The sequence below is a fragment of the Halarsenatibacter silvermanii genome, from assembly GCF_900103135.1.
GTDB classification, from domain to species: Bacteria; Bacillota; Halanaerobiia; order Halanaerobiales; family Halarsenatibacteraceae; genus Halarsenatibacter; species Halarsenatibacter silvermanii.
This window is the reverse complement of the sequence record NZ_FNGO01000002.1, coordinates 140,116-160,830: the sequence shown is the minus strand read 5'-3', so window position 1 is coordinate 160,830 and position 20,715 is coordinate 140,116. Positions and strand designations below refer to the sequence as shown.

Annotated in this window: 23 protein-coding genes; 18 read left to right on the top strand and 5 right to left on the bottom strand. The window is 48.6% G+C overall.

Annotated elements, in window-relative coordinates; genetic code table 11:
* Nucleotides 1-8 precede the first annotated feature (8 nt).
* From BLT15_RS01735 to BLT15_RS01665, 15 genes are all read left to right on the top strand, one after another.
* Nucleotides 9-1,091, top strand: a complete 1,083-nt coding sequence (locus tag BLT15_RS01735; RefSeq protein WP_268762211.1) for a 4Fe-4S binding protein — start codon at nucleotides 9-11, stop codon at nucleotides 1,089-1,091.
* Between the two features lie 10 nt (nucleotides 1,092-1,101).
* The gene (gene ade / locus BLT15_RS01730) at nucleotides 1,102-2,880 is read left to right on the top strand and encodes an adenine deaminase (protein WP_089758044.1); all 1,779 of its coding nucleotides are present in this window, start codon (nucleotides 1,102-1,104) and stop codon (nucleotides 2,878-2,880) included.
* 166 nt (nucleotides 2,881-3,046) lie between these two features.
* Nucleotides 3,047-4,384, top strand: coding sequence for an NCS2 family permease (locus BLT15_RS01725; protein ID WP_089758043.1), 1,338 nt, complete (start codon nucleotides 3,047-3,049; stop codon nucleotides 4,382-4,384).
* 205 nt (nucleotides 4,385-4,589) lie between these two features.
* Nucleotides 4,590-6,134, top strand: coding sequence for an acyl-CoA carboxylase subunit beta (locus BLT15_RS01720; protein ID WP_089758041.1), 1,545 nt, complete (start codon nucleotides 4,590-4,592; stop codon nucleotides 6,132-6,134).
* Nucleotides 6,135-6,176: 42 nt separating this feature from the next.
* Nucleotides 6,177-6,641: an OadG family protein gene (locus tag BLT15_RS01715; protein ID WP_089758040.1), complete on the top strand. Its 465-nt coding sequence runs from the start codon at nucleotides 6,177-6,179 to the stop codon at nucleotides 6,639-6,641.
* The gene (locus tag BLT15_RS01710) at nucleotides 6,638-7,132 is read left to right on the top strand and encodes a biotin/lipoyl-containing protein (RefSeq protein WP_089758038.1); all 495 of its coding nucleotides are present in this window, start codon (nucleotides 6,638-6,640) and stop codon (nucleotides 7,130-7,132) included. The genes BLT15_RS01715 and BLT15_RS01710 overlap by 4 nt, the downstream gene beginning before the upstream one ends.
* A gap of 48 nt (nucleotides 7,133-7,180) precedes the next feature.
* Nucleotides 7,181-8,311: a sodium ion-translocating decarboxylase subunit beta gene (locus tag BLT15_RS01705; protein WP_234985459.1), complete on the top strand. Its 1,131-nt coding sequence runs from the start codon at nucleotides 7,181-7,183 to the stop codon at nucleotides 8,309-8,311.
* Nucleotides 8,312-8,352: 41 nt separating this feature from the next.
* Nucleotides 8,353-9,168 carry a P-loop NTPase family protein gene (locus BLT15_RS01700; RefSeq protein WP_089758037.1) on the top strand — a complete coding sequence of 272 codons (816 nt, stop codon included), beginning with the start codon at nucleotides 8,353-8,355 and terminating at the stop codon, nucleotides 9,166-9,168.
* Between the two features lie 5 nt (nucleotides 9,169-9,173).
* Nucleotides 9,174-9,836, top strand: a complete 663-nt coding sequence (locus BLT15_RS01695; RefSeq protein ID WP_143422993.1) for a nucleotidyltransferase family protein — start codon at nucleotides 9,174-9,176, stop codon at nucleotides 9,834-9,836.
* The gene (locus tag BLT15_RS01690; protein WP_234985458.1) at nucleotides 9,820-10,182 is read left to right on the top strand and encodes a winged helix-turn-helix domain-containing protein; all 363 of its coding nucleotides are present in this window, start codon (nucleotides 9,820-9,822) and stop codon (nucleotides 10,180-10,182) included. The genes BLT15_RS01695 and BLT15_RS01690 overlap by 17 nt, the downstream gene beginning before the upstream one ends.
* Before the next feature lie 237 nt (nucleotides 10,183-10,419).
* Nucleotides 10,420-11,373: a selenium cofactor biosynthesis protein YqeC gene (gene yqeC / locus BLT15_RS01685; protein ID WP_143422992.1), complete on the top strand. Its 954-nt coding sequence runs from the start codon at nucleotides 10,420-10,422 to the stop codon at nucleotides 11,371-11,373.
* A complete protein-coding gene (yqeB, locus tag BLT15_RS01680; protein ID WP_089758030.1) occupies nucleotides 11,285-12,085 on the top strand; it encodes a selenium-dependent molybdenum cofactor biosynthesis protein YqeB in 801 nt (266 codons plus the stop codon). Before yqeC ends, yqeB begins: the two co-directional genes overlap by 89 nt.
* Before the next feature lie 127 nt (nucleotides 12,086-12,212).
* Complete coding sequence (locus BLT15_RS01675) at nucleotides 12,213-12,965, top strand: XdhC family protein (RefSeq protein WP_089758028.1); 753 nt, start codon at nucleotides 12,213-12,215, stop codon at nucleotides 12,963-12,965.
* Nucleotides 12,965-13,342: an XdhC family protein gene (locus tag BLT15_RS01670; RefSeq protein ID WP_089758026.1), complete on the top strand. Its 378-nt coding sequence runs from the start codon at nucleotides 12,965-12,967 to the stop codon at nucleotides 13,340-13,342. Before BLT15_RS01675 ends, BLT15_RS01670 begins: the two co-directional genes overlap by 1 nt.
* Nucleotides 13,323-14,342, top strand: coding sequence for a molybdopterin-binding protein (locus tag BLT15_RS01665; RefSeq protein ID WP_089758025.1), 1,020 nt, complete (start codon nucleotides 13,323-13,325; stop codon nucleotides 14,340-14,342). The genes BLT15_RS01670 and BLT15_RS01665 overlap by 20 nt, the downstream gene beginning before the upstream one ends.
* A 4-nt stretch (nucleotides 14,343-14,346) precedes the next feature.
* Here BLT15_RS01665 and BLT15_RS01660 read toward each other — a convergent pair whose 3' ends face one another.
* Genes BLT15_RS01660 through BLT15_RS01645 form a run of 4 tightly spaced genes read right to left on the bottom strand, consistent with a single transcriptional unit; the run spans nucleotide 14,347 to nucleotide 17,176 of the window.
* Entirely contained in the window at nucleotides 14,347-14,655 is a 309-nt protein-coding gene (locus BLT15_RS01660; RefSeq protein ID WP_089758023.1) for an EscU/YscU/HrcU family type III secretion system export apparatus switch protein, read from the bottom strand.
* Between the two features lie 15 nt (nucleotides 14,656-14,670).
* Nucleotides 14,671-15,768: a flagellar hook-length control protein FliK gene (locus BLT15_RS01655; protein WP_089758021.1), complete on the bottom strand. Its 1,098-nt coding sequence runs from the start codon at nucleotides 15,766-15,768 to the stop codon at nucleotides 14,671-14,673.
* 12 nt (nucleotides 15,769-15,780) lie between these two features.
* Nucleotides 15,781-16,386: a flavodoxin family protein gene (locus BLT15_RS01650; RefSeq protein WP_089758019.1), complete on the bottom strand. Its 606-nt coding sequence runs from the start codon at nucleotides 16,384-16,386 to the stop codon at nucleotides 15,781-15,783.
* Between the two features lie 40 nt (nucleotides 16,387-16,426).
* Nucleotides 16,427-17,176, bottom strand: coding sequence for a SagB/ThcOx family dehydrogenase (locus BLT15_RS01645; RefSeq protein ID WP_159429760.1), 750 nt, complete (start codon nucleotides 17,174-17,176; stop codon nucleotides 16,427-16,429).
* Nucleotides 17,177-17,510: 334 nt separating this feature from the next.
* On the opposite strand from BLT15_RS01645, the gene phoU reads away from it, so the two are divergent.
* The 3 genes from phoU to BLT15_RS01630 all read left to right on the top strand — a co-directional run bounded on the left by phoU (nucleotide 17,511) and on the right by BLT15_RS01630 (nucleotide 20,011).
* On the top strand, nucleotides 17,511-18,167 hold the full coding sequence (gene phoU, locus BLT15_RS01640; protein WP_089758016.1) for a phosphate signaling complex protein PhoU: 657 nt from the start codon (nucleotides 17,511-17,513) through the stop codon (nucleotides 18,165-18,167).
* A gap of 107 nt (nucleotides 18,168-18,274) precedes the next feature.
* Nucleotides 18,275-19,693, top strand: a complete 1,419-nt coding sequence (locus BLT15_RS01635; protein ID WP_089758015.1) for an amidohydrolase family protein — start codon at nucleotides 18,275-18,277, stop codon at nucleotides 19,691-19,693.
* Between the two features lie 42 nt (nucleotides 19,694-19,735).
* The gene (locus tag BLT15_RS01630; protein WP_234985464.1) at nucleotides 19,736-20,011 is read left to right on the top strand and encodes a DUF503 domain-containing protein; all 276 of its coding nucleotides are present in this window, start codon (nucleotides 19,736-19,738) and stop codon (nucleotides 20,009-20,011) included.
* On the opposite strand, the gene BLT15_RS01625 is transcribed toward BLT15_RS01630, so the two are convergent.
* Nucleotides 20,005-20,652, bottom strand: a complete 648-nt coding sequence (locus BLT15_RS01625) for a redox-sensing transcriptional repressor Rex (RefSeq protein ID WP_089758013.1) — start codon at nucleotides 20,650-20,652, stop codon at nucleotides 20,005-20,007. The two genes, BLT15_RS01630 and BLT15_RS01625, sit on opposite strands and share 7 nt — an antisense overlap.
* Nucleotides 20,653-20,715: the final 63 nt, after the last annotated feature.

The following is a 20,715-nucleotide window of genomic DNA, read 5'->3' as shown; positions in this document are numbered from 1 at the left end:
TCGCTGATTTGAGCATAGAACTACCGGGTATGAAACTCAGCAATCCGGTCATGCCGGCTGCCGGTCCCCCGGTCAAAGATGCCCGGGCGGCCGAAAAAGCGGCTCGCGGCGGGGCTGGTGCGCTGGTGACGAAAACGATCTCGGTGGAGGCTGCCGATGTTCCCCGTCCCAATATGGCCAGTATTCGAGGGGGGTTTCTCAATGCTGAACTGTGGTCGGAGATCGGCCCTGAACGCTGGCTGGAAAGCGAATATCCTGAGATTTCCGAACTAGATCTTCCTGTAATAGCCGGCATAGGTTATTCGTCGGAGGAGATTTTTGAGCTGGCCTCACAGGTGGAAGAATACGTGGAGGCGGTCGAGCTCTCCACTCATTATCTGGGCGGCGACACCACCCCTGTGGAAGAAAGCATAAAGGCGGCTAAAGAAGCCTGTGAACTTCCCGTGTTCGTCAAACTCAGCCCTCAGGTGGATATTCCTAAATTCGCTTCTGCCGCGGAAAAAGCCGGGGCTGATGGGCTGGCGTTGATCAATTCGCTCGGTCCTACCCTCGATTTCGATGTGGAAAATGGCAGGCCGGTGCTGGGCAGCGAAAACGGCTACGGCTGGCTCTCCGGAGAGGCTGTATTTCCTCTGGCTTTGAGAGCTGTTTATGAAGCTGCCGCCAGCGTCGAGATTCCCGTGCTGGGAGTAGGAGGTATAAGCCGCGGAATCGACGCTGTAAAAATGCTGATGGTGGGAGCCAGCGCCGTGCAGGTCTGTACCGCCGCTATACTGGAGGGTCCGGACGTATACGGCCGTATAAATTCGGAGATTGAAAGTTATATGGAAGCTCATGATTACGAGAGCATCTCAGATATGCGTGGTGAAGCACTTGAAATCCTGCCGCAGAATGATACCATGATAACAATACCACCTGTGGTGAATGAAGAAAACTGTACGGCCTGCCGCCGATGTGTGGAAAGCTGTGTCTACGAGGCGATAAAACTGGACGTTACCGATTCTTATGCAGTCGTCGATGAGGATAAATGCGCCGGCTGTGGTCTCTGCCTGACCAGATGTAATTTCGATGCTCTGTATATAGAGAAATGAGAGTGATAACTTGCTTAAAGATATTCTGCCTGCCGTTCGTGGCGATAAAAAAGCCGATCTGGTATTCAAAAATGCGCGAATAATGGATGTTTTTCAGGAGGAGATCCATCGGGGCGATCTCGCTGTTGCCGGGGGAGTTATCCTGGGCTGGGGGAATTATTCCGGCCAGGAGGAGATAGATTTGGCTGGAAATTATCTGGCTCCGGCTTTCATAGATCCTCATCTGCATATCGAAAGCTCTCAGATATCGGTGAAAAATTTTGCCCGTCAGATCATTCCAGGCGGCGTGCTGACGGTGATAGCTGATCCGCACGAGATCGCCAATGTGGCTGGAGCTGCAGGTATAAAGTACATGCTGGAAAGAGGCCGCCGGCTGCCCTGGAATTTTCGCCTGATGCTGCCTTCCTGCGTTCCTGCCACTCCCTGGGAGGAGTCCGGAGCCGAGTTGAAAGCTGAAGATCTGGCAGAGCTGCGGGGGGAACCGGGAATTTTTGGTCTGGGCGAGGTCATGGATTACCCCGGAGTCATCAATGGCGATGAGGATACCTGGGCGAAGCTGGAGCTTTTCAGGGGCAGCTTTATAGATGGTCATGCTCCTGAGGTTTCAGGGCCCAGATTGAACTCCTATCTGCTGGCCGGTATAGCCGCTGATCACGAATGCACCACCGCTTCAGAAGCCCGGGATAAGGCCGCTCGCGGCATGTACATAATGATCAGAGAGGGGTCGGTGACCAAAAACCTGGAGGATCTGCTCTCCGCAGTTGATGATGGTAATGTGAGCAGGTTTATGTTCGCCACCGATGACCGCCAGCCGGAGGACCTTGTCGAAAGGGGACATCTTGATTACGCCGTCAAAAAGGCCATCGATGCCGGTTTAGAACCTCTGCGCGCCTACAGAATGGCTGCTTTAAACCCGGCCGAAGCTCTGGGGCTGGAAGATTTAGGGGCCATAGCACCCGGGCGCCGGGCTGATCTCATGGTTTTAGATGATCCTGAACAGGTTTCTCCTCTGAGCGTGTACAAAGATGGCATTAAAATTGCCGGCGAGGGAGAAATCTGTGAGAAGAACTGGCAGAATATTTTTTCCGGTAAAAAATCCGGGGATGATAGGGAAAAGTTTTCTGATGCTGACGATTTAGAGGCGGAGCAGAGGAGAAAAAAAGCCATTTTCAATTCAGTAAATCTGCAGAGTATCCAGAGCAAAAAATTTAGTCTTCCGGAAGGAGAAAGTTACCGGATCATCGAATTGCAGGAAGAGCAGGTTTTGACCGGTAAAGGGGCAATCAAAAGAAAACCAGGAGAATCGGATTCATCACTGCTTGGCCGCAACCAGGCAGCCAGGCTGGCAGCGGTGGAAAGACATCATGCTTCAGGAAAGTCCGCGCTGGGCCTGGTCAGAGGTTTCGGTCTGGAGCAGGGAGCTCTGGCTACCAGCGTCAGTCATGATTCTCACAATATAATGGTTCTAGGCAGAGAAGAAGAGGATATGAAAGCTGCTGTTGAGGAATTGAAATCCCTGCAGGGAGGCATCGCAGTTGTAAAGAGTGAGGAAGTCATTGCGAGTTTTCCTCTGCCGATAGCCGGGCTTATGTCGCCAATGCCGGCAGCTGAAGCTGCTGAGCAGCTGGGAGAGTTGCGAACCTGTGTTGCAGAACTGGGAGTAAAAATTTCTGATCCTTTTATGCAGCTTTCATTTCTCTCCCTGCCGGTAATTCCGGAGTTGAAACTCACAGTTAACGGTCTTTTCGATGTCAATTCATTTCAGCATGTGTCTCTTCTGCTCGGTTAAGAAGGCGCTCAGGGCTTATAAAGACCATTCGGGGGGGTGATAGCCGGTCTGCAGATGGCCAGTTTGAAAAGGTCCGCAAATTTCTCGTTCAGAGAGAGAACATAATTGAACTGTTTTAAAATGCCAGGTAAGCCAGGGCGAAAAAACGTAACAGGAGGAAAAAATTATGGCAAATAACCAGCAGTCAACCGAAGAGGGCGGTTTTCTGGATGACATTTTTAATTTGAGTCAGAATGACACCGATGTCAAGACTGAATTTATTGCTGGGCTTACTACCTTCATGACAATGGCCTATATAATATTTGTTAATCCTGATATTCTCGAATCGGCTGGAATGCCCTTCGAGGGGGTGTTTATAGCCACCATCGCCGGTATAATTCTCGGTACTCTGGCCATGGCGTTTTTGACCAACTATCCCTTCGCTCTTGCTTCCGGAATGGGCCTCAATGCCTTCTTTGCATATTCTGTAGTTATCGGAATGGGGGTCGCCTGGGAAGTTGCTCTGGGAATAATCTTTCTGGAAGGTATTTTATTTATTCTGTTATCGGTTTCCCATGTGCGCAAACAGCTCGTAAACGGCATTCCCATGAGCTTAAAAATAGGTATTTCTGCCGGTATCGGACTTTTTATCGTCTTTATCGGTTTTCAAAATGCTGAATACGTGGTTCTGGACGAGGCCACGATGGTTGCTTTTGGAAGTTTCGTTGAGGGACCGGCTCTGGTAGCCACGGTAGGACTGGTTATAGCCGGCGTTCTGTATTCTATGCAGGTTAAAGGAGCGCTGCTTTTTGCCATCCTGGGGGCTACAGTTTTCGGTTTTATTCCCGGGGTAACCCCGGTACCTGACGCTGTCGTACAGATGCCCACCATGGGAGATTGGGGCGGCGTGCTGATGCAGCTGGATCTTTCCGCTGTCTTCGATGCGGGTCTGATAGCGGTTATACTTTCCTTTCTATTTGTTGACCTCTTCGATACGGCCGGCACACTGGTCGGATTATCCCAGCAGGCAGGCTATCTGGATGAAGACGGCAATCTGCCCAAGGCCAATAGGGCACTCCTGGCTGATGCCATCGGAACCACCGGCGGTGCCCTTTTTGGAACCTCGACCGTCACCACTTATATCGAATCGGCCTCTGGAGTTGAGGAAGGCGGCCGCACTGGTTTAACCGGTGTTTTTGTTGCCCTGCTTTTCTTCCTGTCCCTTTTCTTTATGCCGATTGTCGGTATGGTTCCTTCAGCCGCAACCGCTCCGGCCCTGATAATTGTCGGAGTCATGATGACTTCAAACGTTACCGATCTGGACTGGGATGATTATACCGAGATAATCCCTGCGTTTTTGACGATGGTCACCATGCCCTTTGCCTACTCGATCTCTCACGGCATCGCTGTGGGTTTTGTGGTTTATCCGCTGTTGAAACTGTTTACCGGCAGGAAAGATGAGACCAATGTTCTCAGCTGGGTGCTATTCGTCGTATTCATTCTTTACTTCGTCTTTCTGGAGTAGGACCAGCAATAAGGCTGATAATAAAAATTTTTCAGGCTTAAACCTGATAAAACGATAAGAATGGGGGCGGAAATCAGGCCGCCCCCATTCAAGTGTCTAAATTCCTGGTAAAAATTTCAGATTCTTTTCCAGCTGATATAGAGAAGATCCAGATTTTATAATCCTATTTTTTACAGGTTCTATCAGTAGAGGGGGTTTAAGGTTTATGGATGATAAGATTGAGGAGCTCAAAAAGAAAAAGGAGAAGATAGAGAAGGGCGGCGGCGAAGAGAAGATAAAAAAGCAGCATGATCGCGGCAAATATACCGCCCGCGAGAGATTGGAAATGCTCCTGGATGAGGGCAGCTTCCAGGAGATCGGTAAATTTGTCGAGCATAGATCGCAAAAACTGGGCATGGACGAGAGAGATGTGCCCGGTGAAGGCGTGGTCACGGGTCGTGGAACTATCAACGGCAGGAATATATATCTATATGCCCAGGATTTTACCGCTATGGGTGGCTCCCTGGGCGAGATGCATGCCAAAAAGATATGGAGGATAATGGATGAAGCTGCAAAAGCCGGCGTTCCCATCATAGGCCTCAATGATTCAGGAGGAGCAAGAATTCAGGAAGGTGTTAATTCGCTGGGGGGTTATGGAGGTATATTTTATCGTAACTCGGTAAATTCCGGCGTCATCCCTCAAATTTCCGGAATTTTAGGCCCCTGCGCCGGAGGTGCAGTTTATTCTCCCGCTCTCACCGATTTTGTCTTTATGGTGGATAAGACCAGCAAGATGTTCGTAACCGGTCCGGATGTGATTAAATCGGTGACGGGAGAAGAGGTATCCCACGAAGAATTAGGAGGCGGCATGACTCATAACAGGGAGAGCGGAGTCGCTCATTTTCTCGATGACAATGAAGAGGACTGTTTTGCCCGAATGCGCAGGCTGATTTCTTTTATACCGGATAATAACAGGGAAATGCCCCCCTTTCAGGATAATAGCGATCCGCTCGCTAGAAAATCTAAAGATTTGAGGGGTATAGTTCCCGAAGAACCTCAAAAATCCTATGATGTCAGGGATGTTATCGAACCTGTCGTTGATGAAGGAGATTTTTTGGAAGTTCAGCCTCACTTCGCCCGCAATATGGTGGTAGGTTTTGCCAGATTGGGCGGTCATAGCGTGGGTCTGGTGGCCAATCAACCAGCGGTGAAGGCTGGATGTCTCGACATAGATTCTTCCGATAAGGCGGCCAGATTTATCAGATTTTGTGACAGCTTCAATATTCCCATCCTCACTTTCACAGATGTGCCCGGCTATCTTCCCGGAGTCGAGCAGGAACACGGCGGCGTGATCAGACATGGAGCCAAGCTGCTCCATGCTTACAGCGAAGCGACCGTGCCGCTGATGAATGTGATTCTGCGCAAAGCTTATGGAGGAGCTTACATTGCCATGAGCAGCTCCCATATGGGCGGTGATTATGTTTATGCCTGGCCGACGGCCGAAATAGCGGTGATGGGGCCCCGGGGAGCGGCCAATATTATATTCCGCCAGGAGATAAATAATGCCGATGATCCGGAAGCAGCCCGTCAGGAAAAAATAGATGAGTTCAGAGATAATTTTGCCAACCCCTACCAGGCTGCTTCGCTGGGTTATGTGGATGATGTGATTCTACCTGAAGAGACCCGGCCTCAGCTGATACGGTCTCTGGAGGCCATAAGGGAGAAACGTGAGCACCGCCCCGATAAAAAACACGGTAATTTTCCGGTGTAAAATGTGCGGAGGATAATTTTTGGATTTCAGGAGGTTGTTTAGATGTCATTGCTAGAATTAATACAGAGCGCTGAAACCCTGGCTGAGATGAGTTTTGGCGATAAATTTTTGGCCGGCATTCAGGTTGCCGTGCTGGGGATGGGAATAGTGTTTTTTATCCTGCTTTTGTTGATGACCGCTGTTAAAGTCATAGAGTTTATCGCAGGGTCAAAAACTGCTGAAAAGCCCGACGAGAAAACAAAGAAAAAGAGAACCGGCCAGGCCAAAGACGATGACGGGGAATTGAGTCCCCAGAGAAAAGCGGGGCCGGCGGAGAGCAGAGAAATTTCTCCGCAGATAACAGCAGTTATCACAGCCGCTTTACAGAGTTATTATCGGGATAGCGAGAAAAAATTTCGGGTGCTGCGGGTTAGAAAAGAGAGCAGATCCGTAACATCCTGGATGAGTGCCGATTTTTACAGCGATAATTTTGAATACACCGGAGAACAGGAGGTTGGACGTGAATGAAGAGAAAATTTAGAGTTACAATCAACGGGGAAACTTACGAGGTTGAGGTCGAAGAGATCGGAGGGACAGAAGACCGAACGAGCCAGGCTGTTTCTGAAACTGGGAGCAGCCCCCATAAACAGAGCGCCTCTCCTGCTGAACGGAGTAATGATGATCGAACTGACTCTGCGGTTGAGGAAAATGACTCTGAAGTTGAAGAGGAAGAAGCCACGCCGGCGGAAACGCAAAAAGGGGGCGGGGATAAAGAAGATTCACCCCCTGAAACTGAGGGCGATAAACTGGAAAAGGTTGAAGCACCTATGGCCGGAAAGATACTGGATTTGAAGGTGAGCCGCGGAGATAAGATAAATCAGGGAGATCTGCTGATGGTGCTCGAGGCTATGAAGATGGAAAATGAAATTTCAGCCCCTGCTGAAGGCAGAATTAAGAATATCTCGGTGACTTCCGGTCAGTCGGTCGATGCCGGCGATATTTTGCTGACTATAGAATAATCTGAGAGCGATTGGATCATTCCGTAGAGATGCGAGGAGGTAATCAAGTTGGCACAGGCGTTTTTGGATTTCATGCAGCGGTCGGGACTTTTTTTGATAGGCATCAGGGAGATAATTATGATAACGGTCGCTGTTGTCTTAATATATCTGGGAATAAAAAAGGAATACGAACCACTGCTTCTCATCCCTATAGGTTTCGGCATGCTGCTGGTCAATCTGCCGATGACAGGATTGATGGAGGAAGCTGTCGGTGATCAACCCGCCGGACTATTTCATTATTTTTACCTGGGGAATGAGCTGGGAATTTTTCCACCCCTTATCTTTCTGGGAATTGGAGCAATGACTGATTTTGGTCCGCTTCTGGCCAATCCCAAAAGCATGCTTTTAGGGGCGGCAGCCCAGTTCGGGATTTTTATGACTTTTATAGGCGCTATACTGCTGGGGTTTACCGGTCCTCAGTCAGCTTCGATAGGAGTTATCGGGGGAGCCGATGGACCAACAGCTATATATATATCTTCGCTCCTATCTCCAGAATATCTGGGACCGATAGCAATTTCCGCCTATGCCTATATGGCTTTAGTCCCGATAATTCAGCCGCCGATCATAAAACTGCTCACCTCCCGGGAAGAAAGACGGATAAAGATGGAGCAGCTCAGGTCGGTATCTCAAAAGGAGAAGATAATATTTCCCCTGGCCGTTGCCATCCTGGTGGTGCTGCTGGTGCCAGCATCGGCGCCGCTGGTGGGAATGCTCATGCTGGGCAATCTTTTCCGCGAATCCGGGGTGGTCGATAGGCTGAGCAAGGTGGCCAGAAATGCTCTGATCAACATCGTCACCATCCTGCTGGGGGTGGGAGTAGGAGCCAGCGCTTCAGCCGATCGCTTTCTCAGGGCCGATACCCTGCAGATTCTGCTTTTAGGGGTGGTGGCCTTTTCCTTTGGAACCGCAACCGGACTTATTCTGGGCAAGATCATGAATAGAGTTACCAGCAGCCGCATAAATCCCATGATAGGAGCAGCCGGAGTATCGGCGGTACCTATGGCGGCCAGAGTGGTGAACAAAGTTGGTCAGCAGGAAAACTCCTCCAACTTTCTGCTGATGCACGCTATGGGCCCCAATGTGGCCGGTGTTATCGGATCAGCGGTGGCTGCCGGCGTGATGCTTTCTATATTTGCCTAGTTTGAGGATTGTTAAAGCAGATTACTGCAGGAGGTAGAAAAATGGAAGTTTATACGCTTGTTGGTCCCAGCGGCAGCGGAAAAAGTCATAGGGCCCGCATGGTAGCACATGAGCACAACATTCCTCTGATTCTGGACGACGGGCTGCTCATCTCAGAGGGAAGAATACTGGCCGGAAGTTCGGCTAAAAGGGAGTCGAGCAAGCTTGCTGCCATCAAGAGAGCTGTTATGGCCTATGATGATCACCGCCGGGAGCTGAAAAGAGCCATAGAAAAAACCGATGCCGATAAAATTTTGATCCTGGGCACCTCACAGTCCATGGTGGAGAAGATAACCGCAAGACTCGAACTTGGAGGTGTAGATCACAGCCTTAATATTTCCGAACTGGCCAGCGAAGATGAAATAGAGCAGGCCCGCAAGGCCCGTTCTCAGGAAGGAACACATGTCATTCCTGTGCCCACTATCGAGGTCAGGCGCAGATTTCTCGGTTTTTTTATAGATTCACTGAGCGTATTGTTCAGCAGTGATAAAGATAAAGAAGAAGTCAGCCGGGAAAGTTCGATCGTCAGGGCCCGTTTTACCTATTTTGGCAACCTCATTGTTTATAATCAGGTTATTGCAGATGTTATTTATCATATATCGGATAATTTTAACGGCATCGAGCAGGTCAGGGATCTGACCATCTCGAAAAAAGAAGAGGGGCTTTTTCTGACACTTTACATCAGGGTAAAATACGGTCTGGTTCTGCCCGATTATCTGGAGGATTACCGCTGGGTGCTGGCCAACGAGCTGGAGAGTTTTACCGGTATAAATGTTCCGCAGATTGATATCAATGTTGTGGAGATGGAGGTGGACTGATTTTGGTGACAGCGGTGGTCCTGGCAGCCGGAAAGGCCAGCAGAATGCATCGGTTAAAACAGCTTCTTCCCTGGGGAGATAAAACGATTCTGGAAACTGTAATCTGCCGCCTGCAGAGTTCCAGCCTCTCCGGTGAAATAAGGGTGGTTCTGGGAGCGGAAGTCGACAGGATAAAAGAAGTGCTTATTTCCTCTCCTCACATAGATAATAGGGGGGAGATCATCATCAAAAAGAACCCTGAATTTGAGAAGGGGATGTTCAGCAGCGTTATGGTCGGAATAGAAGGACTTGAGCCGGGAGACTCCGATCTGGAGGGAATAATGTTTATGCTGGGAGATATGCCGCTGATTAAGACCTCCCTCTATGATTCTTTGCTGGCAGAATTTAGAGCTGAAAACCCATCTATACTGGCGCCCCGCTGCTGCGGCAGAAGAGGACATCCAGTTTTGATCTCCACCTCCTTGCTGCCAGATCTTTATAAGATGGCTGACGGTGCGGAGCAACCCGAAGGCGGATTGCGCGAGCTTCTGGAAGAACGCAGAGATGAGATCGAATATTTTGAGACAGAAGATAGTTCGGTTCTCGAAGACCTGGATTACAGAGAGGAATATCTCCAGCTTAGACCGGGAGATTCCGATAGAGGTGATGGCTGTGGATTTAGACATTAATTACAAGCTCTGGCTGGAAAAGGATGGCAGCAAGGTTTTCGGGCCTGGCCCGGCTAAAATGCTGGAGCTGGTTGATAGAATGGGTTCTTTGAAGAGAGCGGCTGAGACCATGGATATGTCCTACAGCCAGGCCTGGAATCTGCTTGACTCTCTCGAGAAGAGGCTGGGTTTTGAACTGACCGAGGGTAAGGCTGGTGGCAGCAGAGGAGGCGGTTCCAGGTTGACGGAAAAGGGCCGCATTCTGCTGCGGAAATATCGCGGGCTTGAAAAAGACTTTGCCGGCAGGGTACAGGAGCTGGCCGACGATTATTTCGACGGAAAGCGATCGGAAGGAGACCGCTGCTGAAATTAAATTTTGTTTTCGTTATGTTTGTCTCAGTATAACGAGCAGAGAGAATTTTTAAAATCCGCCAGAATTCAAAAACAGGATCTTCTTGTCTTCAGTTGACTAATAGGTGTGTAAAAACCTCATTTAGTTGTACTGTAAGATATAAAGCTGCGTTCACAATGAAATTTTCCTCCGATCTTATACTATATCTATCAACTGATAACAAGAAGATCCCAAAAACAAGGACTGTATATTATGAGATCACACAGGAAAAACATGCGGCTTAGAGATATATGGTCAATAGCACGGGGAGATATGGTGGCCGTTGTAGGTGCCGGCGGTAAAACCGCCATAATGAATCGGCTGGCCAGGGAGTTTAAATTTTCCGGTGTCATTTACACGACAACAACTGCAATTTTGCTGCCGGGCGACCTGCCGGGTTGTTTTCGGGCTGCTGCTGATGAGCAAAAGCTCAGATCGCTGCTGAAGAAATACGCTGAAGGCAGCCAGGAAGAAATGCTTGTACTCGGCCGCGGCCTGAAAAGACAGAGGCCGGGAGCTGAGAAAAAGCTGAAAGTGATCGGGCTGAATAAGGAGCTGGTGAATGCGATCAAGAATTTTCCCGCCCCTTTTTTGATACTGGTAGAGGCGGATGGGGCTGCCCGTCATTCAGGTAAACTTCCTGCCGATCATGAGCCGGAAGTGCCCTCTTACAGCGATCAGGTCATTCTGGTTCAGGGAGCGGCAGCACTGGGCAGACGTCCCTGTTCTCCGCATTTGTTTCGGAGCGAACTAATCGAAAAACAGCGGATAAATATTCCCCGATCAGCATCAAAGGACGGGGGTGCGGCAGTATCTTTGAGGCTTTTGAGCGAGCTTTTTCTGTCCTATCTGCGGTTGGAAAAGTTTCCCACAAATCTTTCAAAGCTTCAGCTGGTGGTTTCACAGACCGGCGCATTATCTTGGAGGCTTTTGAAAAGGATTGAAACTTTCCTGGCAGGCATAGCGACTTTTCGGGAAGCCGTTCCTGCCGTCGGTCTGAGTTTGCTGGAACTTCATCGAAAATTTGCGATCAGGAGATTTGCGAATTTACAGGCTCAAAGAGGGGGATATCTACGCGATGTTAAAAAGAAATATTCAGGCAGTTATACTGGGAGGAGGCGATCTGGCCAGCGGCGCAGCTTTTCGTCTGCACAGATGTGGATTTGAGATTTTGATCGTGGAAAAAGAAAAACCGACTGCTGTACGGCGGAATGTCTCCTTCGCCAGTGCCATGTACGAAGGAAGCTGGGAAGTTGAAGGTATCGAGGCCAGAAAAGTTGCTGAGCCCGGAGAGGCGCTGAATGTTCAGAAAAAAGAAGGTATTCCTGTGGCTGCGGTTGAAGATTTTCGCCGGACTTTTACCCGTGACAAGAATGAAATTTTGATAGATGCCCGGATGCTGAAAAAGAATCCTGAAGATATAAACCGGAGCAAAGCCGACATAGTCATCGGACTGGGCCCGGGCTTTAAGGCAGGAAAAAATGTGGATGCTGTCATAGAAACCTGCCGGGGACATTATCTCGGAAGAGCAATTTATGAAGGGAAGCCGGCTCCAAACACGGGCAAACCAGGGGAAATTGCCGGATTTTCTGAGGAGAGAGTGATTCATTCCGAAAACGCAGGCACCTTCACCTCCGAGCGTGAGATAGGCGATAAGATCGGCGAGGGAGAGATCATAGGTGAGGTGGCCGGCCGGCCTCTGAAAACCGGGATAGGAGGTATCATTAGAGGTCTCATAAAGCCCGGACTCGATGTAGGGCCGGGACAGAAGCTGGCCGATATCGATCCCAGATCTGAGAGAGAATACGTCAATTATATTTCTGACAAATCTCTGGCGGTAGGAGGAGGAGTTCTGGAGGCTATCTTTCACCTGAGCTGAGTGACATTATCTCTGTCGATAAAATCTGGATCTTCCTGTCTTCAGTTATTGTGATATTTTTTCCGCTTAAGTTTAGTTGTCGGCCATGGACTTAATCTGATTTTACCAGCAGAAGGAGGTTATAACTTTGCGCATTGAATTTTTGAGAAAAATTGAAGAGGCCATAAAGGCCGAAGAAAAAGCAATGCTTTACACAGCAGCTTCTGATGATTTAGGCAATAGGGATTTAGATCTCTTTCCAGGAGATAAAGTTTTGATTTTAGGCGACAGTGTTTATTACAGCCGAGATCTGGATGAAGCTGTTAAAGATTCTTTATCCAGTTCGCTGGCAGAGAACCAGCCGGAAGAGGATAAATTAATCGATATTGATGTTCAGGATCTTGATCTGGAGTTTTTTGCCGAAGAGCTGATCAAAAAACCCCGGCTTTGTATTTTTGGAGCCGGTCATGTTTCCGCTCCTCTGGCCAATATCGCCGACATGCTCGGCTTTGAAGTCTATGTTATAGATCCCCGAAAAGATCTCATGAATCATCAGCGATTTCCCGATAATACCCGGCTGATCTCCAGCAGTTATGGGGAGTTTTTGCAGGGATATTCCGGCGGCAAAAATGATTATATTGTGATCGTAACACCTGAGCATGAAAAGGATTATGAGGTTTTGAAGGGGGTCATAAGGGAGAGCTGGAAGTATCTGGGTATGATAGGCAGCAGGCGCAAGGTCGGCATTATTTTTCAGGAGCTTCAGGAGGAACTGGATATTGATGAAAAGATTTTAAACGGGGTTGATGCTCCCATAGGAATAGAAATAGGCAGCGAAACACCGGAGGAGATCGCCGTCTCGATAGCCGGCGCTTTAACAGCTGTGAGGAGGTGTACCTGATGAATGAGATTATGGTCGAAGAAATGCTGCGTGAATTTGAATCAGGAGCAGATTTCGATCAGGATTTAAAATTTGCTCTGGCTAAAATCATCGAGGTCGGAGGTTCTACTCCCAGGGGGAGCGGGGCTGTAATACTGCTCAAACCTGATGGTGAAACCGTGGGGACTATCGGAGGCGGACCGGTGGAAAATGAGGTGCTGGCCACCGCTGAAGCCATGCTATCAAAAGAGGAACCTGATTTTCGGCGGCTCAGTTTTGAGCTTGATAGCGAAGAGATCGAAAAGATAGGAGGAATTTGCGGCGGAAGTGTGGAGGTAATGATTGAGATTATAAACTTAACCGAAAGGAGCAGAGATGATGAAGAGGTTGAAAGTTGAAGAAGCTGTAGGACATGTGCTGGCTCATGATATAACCGAGATCAAGAAGGGCGAGAGAAAAGGCCCTGCATTCAAAAAGGGCTATATTATCAAAGAAAAAGATGTACCCCATCTGCTGGATCTGGGCAAAAAATCCGTTTATATACTCGAAAATAGCGAAGACAGGGTGCATGAAAATGAAGGGGCGGCCAGGCTGGCTGATCTGGCCCAGGGCAGCGGACTTAAAAGAACAGAGCCATCGGAAGGGAAAATCAACCTGCTGGCTGCCCATGATGGGCTGCTCAAGGTGGAAAGCAGCAGGCTGAAACAGCTCAATCTTCATCCGGACGTGATGATGGCCACCCGCCACAATAACACGCCCGTGGAAAAAGGCGAGAAACTGGCCGGTACCCGTATCATACCGCTGTTGATAGCTGATGAGAAACTCAGGGAAGTTGAAAACGAACTGGGAGATAAACCGCTCATGCGGGTAAAACACTATGAAGATATGAAGGCGGCGGTCATAACCACCGGCAGCGAGGTTTATGAGGGCAGAGTGGAGGATCAATTTACAGAGGTGCTGGAAGAAAAACTGGAGTATATCGGTGGGGATGTAGTTTTAACGGATATAAAACCCGATGATCGACAGCAGATAGCGGAGGCTATCAGTTCTGCCCTGGCTGCGGAGGTGGATCTAGTAGTATGCACAGGCGGAATGTCGGTCGATCCCGATGACGTCACCAGATTTGCTATTGAAGATGAGACTGATGAGTTGATCTCCTACGGGGCTCCGGTGCTGCCCGGGGCTATGTTCATGCTGGCTTATGCCGATAACGTGCCGGTCATTGGTTTGCCCGCCTGCGCCATGTTCTATGATGTTACCGTTCTGGATATTATGCTGCCCCGAATAGCAGCGGGAGAAAAAATCCGGGCGGAAGAGATAGCAGAGGCAGGTCACGGCGGACTTTGCCTGCAATGTGAAATCTGCCGCTATCCCGAATGCAGTTTTGGCAGGAGCTGAGTTTTCAGCTGTTGTCTTCCTCCAGACTATATATGAAGCTGAGAATTTCGGCGGTTACCCGATAGAGTTCCGGGGGGATCTCCTCGCCTAATTCCATGTTGACCAAAACTTTGACGATATCCCTGTCCTCGTGAATAGGTATATTTTCCTCCCGGGCTTTTTCCATTATTTTTTCGGCTATTTCCCCTCTGCCCCGGGCAAGAACTCGGGGAGCAGCATCCTTTTCAATATCGTAGCCCAGGGCGGCAGCCAGCTTTCGTCCCATTTTTTCCTCTGAATTCCTGTTTTGTTTATCGTCCCGATCTGTTTCCATTCGCCGATACCTCCTCTAAACTCTAAAATCGAGATGGCGGTATTCCTTTATCAGGTCTTCAATCTCTCCTGCTTCCGTATCAGCTGTTTCTGGCTGCATAATCTCGTTTCTGAGCCCGAAAGTATCGAGTTTTTCATCCAGAGAGACTGAACTGGATCTGATCTGAAAATCGAGCTCCTGAAGCTTTTCCTGCAGCCGGGGCAGATTTTCTCTTATCACTTCCTGCGTCCTGTAGCTTCCGGCGGTAAAAGTCAGATCGATCTCCCGATCGAAAAGCAGAGCATCAGCTCTGATAACCCCAAGGTTTTGCAGCTCTACGATAAAACTGATGCTGAAATTTTCATCTTCCGTTTCAGCTTTTTCTTTATCTTCTTCGGAAAAGAACGAAGAAATTCGCAGAGCCAGCTGCCTTTCAGCCTGGATGTTCAAAGGAGGCCATTCCAGATATAGCCTCAGTCGACCTGCTTCTCCTGTCTGCTCGCTCAAATTCAAAATATTTATGGAGAGCAGCCCGGAAAGCAATCTGTTTTCATTCGGACTCAGGTTTTTTCCTTCGCTTTCCCCTTCACCTCCGGATTCGTCCTGAAAAGAAAATAACTGCTCAAAAAGAAGATTTAAGTTTTCAGGGAGTTTTTGCAGGTTTTCTGCTGACGAAAGTGAAGTAGAATCCGGGTTAAATAACGGCAGTTCGGAAGTGAGTTCTTCAGCCATCTCTGGTTTTTCCTGGCTTTCGGATAGAGCAGTCAGAGACCTCAGAAAATGCTGTCTCAGAGGTAGGTCCTGGCGCTGAAGAAAAGCGGCAGTCGTTATCAGGCGCTGACGGGCGCTGGAAGTAGATAACTCCTGCAGCTGCTGCAGGAGAGGTAAAACGGTTTCAGCTTTGAGGGGGAGCCGTGAATTGAGCCAGGTTCGCAGAAATTCCTGGCCGATGTCATCCGGAAGTTCACCGAGAAGCTGAAGCAGATTTTCACCGGCTTCCAGTTCAGCTTCGCCAGCATCTGCAGCCAACCCCTCCTGAGAAGTGGAGGATTCTACGGAAGATTTTTTTACCTGGGTTCTTATTATCCTTTCAAGTTCAGCCCGACGGGGAGGTTCTAAAGATTCAAAAGGCATGATCTAACCTCCTCAGGAGAGAAAACGTTCTACCAGGCTGATTCCCAGCTTCCTTGAACTATTTTTGAGCCCGGGAGAGTCGGCCGGAGTTTCTTCATCGGTGTTAGGTCTGACTATCTCATCGAACTTTTCAGTGTTGACAGTTTTGAAAAACATTTCGGCCACGATTCTGGCAGCGGTGAACTGATCTTCATATGAGGGTCCGCCAGCACAGGCCAGCCAGGCTGAGAGTCTGAACTTATCGCGGTCAATTATTGGCTTTTTGAGATCGTATTTGCTGGCGTATATGGGCTGGCAGCGATCTATCATCTTTTTCACATGCGAGGGATGTCCGTTAAAATAAATCGGGGTGGAAAGCAAAATTATATCGCTCTGATCAAATCCCCCTTCATCTATCAACGGATCCATGTCGTCGGAAAATATACAGGTTCCGGTTTCGCTGCAGCTAAAACAGCCGGTGCAGGGTTCTATATCCATGTCGAAGGGACGGAGATGGTTGATTTCGACATCGGCTTCCTGATGCTGCGCTTTCTCACGGCAGCCCTTAAGCACCTGGTTCAAAAGTTCACTGCTGTGTCCCTGTGGACGCGGACTTCCTTCGATAGCTGTGATTTTCATGTTCTTTTTCCTCCCCGGAGGCAGTTTTAAAACACGGCTGTTAGTTTTTGCGAAAGCCGAGCGCGGCCATGTATATTACAAAATTATCCTGACCGTCCAGATTGAGAAGTTTATTGGCATAATCGTCATCATAGGCTGCTATAGCACAGACACCTGCGTCTAAAGCTTCTGCTGCCAGATAAAGGTTTTGACAGACATGACCGGCATCAAGATGAAGATAGCGAAAGGCCCTTTCGCTGTAACGCCATTCCATGCGATAACTGTCGGCGACCCAGAAGAATACCGCGGCAGCCTCGGCCAGATGATTTTGCCCCAGGCCTGCTCTGACGGCTTCTTTTTGAAAGTTGCCTGATAATATAAGGCCCAGACTGTGATCTTCGGCCTGATAGTGATAGATCCCCCGGGGCAGACTGGTTGCTTTATCAAGGTAGATCATGGTTTCAAAAGCATGCCGGGCGCCGGCTGAAGGCACTGTGCGCAGGCTGATCTCACCCGAAAGCTCACGCTGGATACCCTGAGTGTAATAGAGAAGGATCGATAGGTCCTCATTGCTGAGTGGTTTTTCCGTAAAACTTCTCTTGCTGCGCCGGCTATCGATGGTTTCGAGAAGATGCGCCTCGGGCAGGTCAATTTCTTCGGGAGCGGGAAGATCATATGTTTTTTTGGGAGTTAAATCCCAGCTTCGGGGAGGAGGAGGGACATTTTTCTGTTGATCAGGCTGGCTCAGCTGATCTGGTCTGGTCTTCTCAAGAAATTTTTTTCCGATATGGTCACTCTCTTCTGCGTTCATTTTTACATACCTCCCTCGGTTAATTCTTAATTTTGAGAATCGCTGTTTTATTATACCATAACGGTCTGGCATTTAAAAATGGCTCTTCCTGTTATCAGTTGATACTGAACTCAAGAAGAACCTAAGAATTTGAGCTCTTTGACGGTGGAGGTCAAGCAGGATTTCTCGGTTTAACACAGAATTATTTAATTACCGAATAGGCAGAAGAAAGCTTTTTGCGGAGGGTATATTTTTGGACACGACCGGGAATGTTTTCAGGGACTTGGATTGATTTGACCTGACAGAAGTCTCATTTTATAGCAGTTAAAATTCTGTAAGGGGGCTCGATAACCATATGGAAAATGATTACGAGCAAAAAAGACAGGAAATAATCGATGATCTCAGTGATATGAGCGAAATAGCCAATGAGATGCTGCAAAATTCCATCAAGGCTCTGGATGACCAGGATGGCGAGCTGGCCCGGCAGATTATAAACAGGGATGATGTTCTGGACAATTTTGAGGTCACTATAGAGGACAAGATATCCCGGCTTTTGACCCTGCGGAGTCCTATAGCCGGTGAAGCTCGATATGCCATGGCCATGCTCAAAATTACGCGCGATCTGGAAAGAATTGGCGATCATTCCACGAATATAGCGGAAATAGCTCTGGAGCTTAGAAACGAGGAGTATCTCGAACCGCTGGTCATGATTCCCGAACTGGCAGAGCTGGTGCTGGACATGCTTGATGCGGTACTCGAGGCCTTCGTGACCGAAAATCATGAGCTGGCTGAGGCTGCCTGCCGCAAGGATGAACGGGTGGATAATATCAACGATCGGATTTATGAGGAAAGTCTGCGGATTATAGATAATGCCAGCGATAATGAGAGAGATATCAATCAGGCCATGAGATTTGTAACTGTGGCCAAATCTCTGGAAAGGATCGGAGATCACGCCACAAACATAGGAGAGGAGACTATCTTTGTGTCCACAGGAAACCGGGTTAAATATTGAGCTGAATATTTGTCAGTTAACGGCCTGTAAGCGGGCCGTCTTTTTGCATTATTATCGCAGATAAAATATGAGATACTCAGAAAGGGATCAGCACCGGGAGGTATTAGATGCCGCTGCTTTTGAAAAATGGCCGAATTGTAACGGAAAATGATACTTTTCCGGGCACCCTGCTGATAAAAGATGGAATTATCAGCAGGGTGTTATCCGGAGAGAATCAAAATTTTGATCTGGAAAACGGTTTGCAAGGTCTTAAAACAATCGATGTTTCAGGCTGTGTGATTATGCCGGGAGTCATAGATGCTCATACTCATTACCAGCTGCATTCGCGGGATACTGTGACAGCCGGGGATTTTTACAGCGGCACCCGCTCTGCTGCTCTGGGAGGAGTTACTGCTTTTATCGATTTTGCCGATCATCAGGAGAATATATCTCTGGGGGAATCAGCCCGCTCCCGCAGAAAACAGGCTGAAAAAAATGCGGTCATAGATTTTAATCTTCACCAGACCGTTCATTATTTTGATGATGAAATTTATCGTCAGCTGCAGAAGATCAGGGATATGGGAATAAGCAGCATCAAGATGTTTACCACCTATAAAGATGCTGGTTATTTTATACCGCAGGCGGATAGGGCCGGGCTCATGAAAGCATGTTCGCAGCTGGGCCTTCTGCCCACCGTGCATGCCGAGCATGATGAGATAATAACCAGAGCCCGCCAGGATATCAGTTCTCGGTTGGGTGGGGAGAGCAATTTTAAGCTGAGCGATCATGCTGATTTAAGGCCGCCCGAAGCAGAAACTGCTGCGGTCAAAAGACTGGGGCGGCTGGCCCGGGAGGAAGATGTTCCTCTTTATGTCGACCATATTTCAGCCGGAGAGACCATGAAGACTGTCGAGAAGCTGAGAGAGAAAGGGGCGAATATAGCCGCTGAAACCACTCCCCATTATTTGTGTTTGGACAGGGAGTTTTTGGAGGGGGCTGAGCCGGAGAAATATTTTATGGTCCCGCCGCTGCGCAGCCGCGGCCAGCGAAATCTTTTGAGAAATTATTTTGCCCGGGAAAGTGTGGACACAGCGGCAACAGATCACTGTGCATTTTCGCTCGCTCAAAAACGCGAGGAAAAAAATCCTTTAAATATGCTGCCCGGCATACCAGGCTCAGAAACCCTCCTGGCTCTGCTCCATCATTTTTTCGTAAACAGAAACCACATTTCCTATCAGCAGTTGAGCAGGCAGCTTAGCACCAATCCGGCCAGACTTTTCGGTTTATATCCGCAGAGGGGCAGTATAGCGGAGGGAAGTCTGGCAGACCTGGTTGTTTTTGATCCTGAGAAGAAAAAACGGCTTACATCCGATAACCTCCATTCCGCTGCCGGATATTCTCCTTATGCTCACATCACCGTCAGAGGTTATCCCCGGATGACCATAGCTGGAGGAGAGATAATCGCCAGAGAGGGAGAGCTCAAGGCCGATAAAGGCCGGGGTGATTTTATTTCAGCTGGAAAATCTTCACTTTTTGGTCGCAAATGATGCTGATAAGTATGCCGTAAACGGGAGGTAATATGTTTGAGGGTGGCTGCTATGAGGATGGAGTTTTTTTTACCCGGCGTAACTTCTTTGAAGGAAAAGAGGATGCTGCTGCAGAGCTTCAAGGATAAAGTTGATAATGATTTTAATGTGTCTGTTTCAGAGGTGGAAAACCAGGATCTCTGGCAGCGGTCGGTGATCGGAGTTGCTTCTGTCAGCAGTGACAAAAATCAGCTGGAAAAGATATTCTCGGCAATAATTCAGCGAGCCGATGAAACTCATGGCATGGAGCTGATAGATAGAAAGGTAAATTATTACTGAGTTTTTGTTTTGCTCCTGTCCATGAGTCGGCAGGAAATTTTGCACAGGCCGTCGTTCATATTCTGTTCTATATGAATTATATCCTGAGGCGTTTCCAGTGGAGTTTCGGTGAAGTCCCAGATTGCCTGCACGCCAGAATTTACAGCCATGTCAGCCATTTTTTGGGCTGCTTCAAAGGGAACGGCAAGGGCGGCCACCTCTACTTCGTGCTCTTCGATAAATTCCGGGGCTAAATCCACATCCAGAACTGTAGTATTGTTGAATTCCAGACCTATTATAGCCGGGTCCACATCGAAAAGTGCCAGAACCTGGTAGCCTCTTTCCTCATAACTATCGTTATGAGCTAAGGCCCGACCCAGGTACCCGGCCCCAAGTACAATCATGTTTTTCTCCCGGGTAAAGCCCATTATGCTGGCTATTTTTTCGTGCAGACAGTGAATATCGTAGCCATAGCTTTTTTTGCCGAAGCTGCCAAAATGACTCAGGTCTCTTCTGACCAGCGAGCTGGAAAGTTCCATCTGTTCGGCCAATTTTTCGGATGAGACGTACTGGCAGTCTTTTTCCAGAAGTCTTTTTAACTGCACATAGTACTGCGGAAGTCTGCTTATAATTTTGTCCGGGATCTGACTTTTGTCCGACATTTTCAAACCTCCCCCGATAATATCTGGAGCATAACCCCAACAAAAAGTTATACTAATCACAAG